The sequence below is a fragment of the Protofrankia sp. Cj3 genome, assembly GCF_917627355.1.
Classification (GTDB): Bacteria; Actinomycetota; Actinomycetes; order Frankiales; family Frankiaceae; genus Protofrankia.
Genome location: NZ_CAKJTR010000217.1, coordinates 6,633 through 8,034, shown reverse-complemented (window position 1 = coordinate 8,034; position 1,402 = coordinate 6,633). Strand labels below are relative to the sequence as shown.

Annotated in this window: 1 protein-coding gene; it reads right to left on the bottom strand. The window is 69.8% G+C overall.

Going from position 1 to position 1,402, the window contains the following annotated elements; genetic code table 11:
• The coding region (locus tag MJ783_RS20590) for an IS1634 family transposase (RefSeq protein WP_239312862.1) at nt 1-1,352 on the bottom strand (1,352 nt) is incomplete at its 3' end.
• Between the last annotated feature and the right edge of the window lie 50 nt (nt 1,353-1,402).

Below are 1,402 nucleotides of genomic sequence, written 5' to 3'. Positions count from 1 at the left end.
AGATCCTCCTGGGACCGGTAGGCATCCACGACCTGGTCGATCGGCCAGTCGTCGTGGTCGGTGACGAGGATCCGCTTGCCGAAGATCTCCTCCTCGAGCGCGGCCTGCGCGGCCTCGTCGTGGTGCCAGGTCAGCCGGAGGTTCTTCGGGATGTCGCCGGTCAGCTCGGTGCGCAGCACCCGGGCGACCCAGCGCGGCGCCAGGTAAGAGGTGATCTCGGCTTCGACCGCGGCGCGCGGTTTGCGGGTGCGGCCGCGCGCGAGCCTGGCCGCGAGCTCGTCGAGCTGACCGGTGGCCTTCGCGAGGGTCTGCGCGAAACCGACCCGCTGGGCGGTGTGCAGCGTCGGTGAGTGTGTGAGGATCACCCGCCGGTCGGCACCGAGCACGGTGGCGCGGGTGTCGAGCGCGGTCAGGCCCTCGGGGGCGTACCGGTCGACCAGCGCCCGGTCGCTGGTCGGGCGCGCGAGCAGGTCGGGCAGGTCGGAGGGGGGCACCGAGCCGACGAAGTGCAGCCCGAGCGCGGCGAGCCCGCGGAAGTTGACCTCGGAGTTCTGTCCGGCGTCGAAGGTCAGGGTCTGCACGGCGTCGGCGTAGCGGCGCGCCAGCTCCTCGATCATGGGGGTGAACTGCGTGACGTCTGGCAGGCTGCCCTTGTAGACCCGGGAGAGCAGCGGGATCCCGCCGTCGCGGGTCGCGACCAGACCCAGTCCGACGAGGCGCAGGTCGTAGCGCTTCTGCTTCGCCTTGCCACGGGCGGCGACCGGCGCGTGGGGGTTCGTCGAGTCGATGAACGTGGCGAAGTTGGTCATGTCCAGGATCAGGCCGGACGTGTCCAGACCGAAGATCTCGATCATCCGGCGGGTCAGCGCCGCCTCGATCTCGTCGACCTTCGTGATCTCGACGCGGTCCATCGCCTCCCAGAACTGCCTGTGGTCCAGCGCCTTCGCTCGGATCCCGGTGATCTGTGGCAGCGCGGTGGTCCGGTACCACTCGGCGAAGGCGGCCTTCGAGCGCGGGTCACAGATCCGGTTGAGCGCCGCCAGCGCCAGGTAGGTCCCGACCGTCACGCCGTCGCTAACCGGTGCGGCCCCGACCACCGCGTCGATGGTCCCCGCGGCGTCGAGGCGGGTCAGCATGCCCCATACGGCCGCGACATCACCGAAAGTGCGATGCTCGGTGGCGTTCGGTAGCGTCAGTCCGTCGCCGCCCTGGCCGGACAGCCGGGCGATCACCTCGTCCTCGGTGCCGAGGTAGACCTGGTCTACGATTCTGGGCTTGCCGTCGACCCGTGCGGACGTGGCGGCGTACAGGTAGACGCGGTCACCCCGCCGCTTCTTGATGATCGACGACACGATATGGGTAATACACCCATCGGGGCCCTGATCGCAACACGTCGGTCACG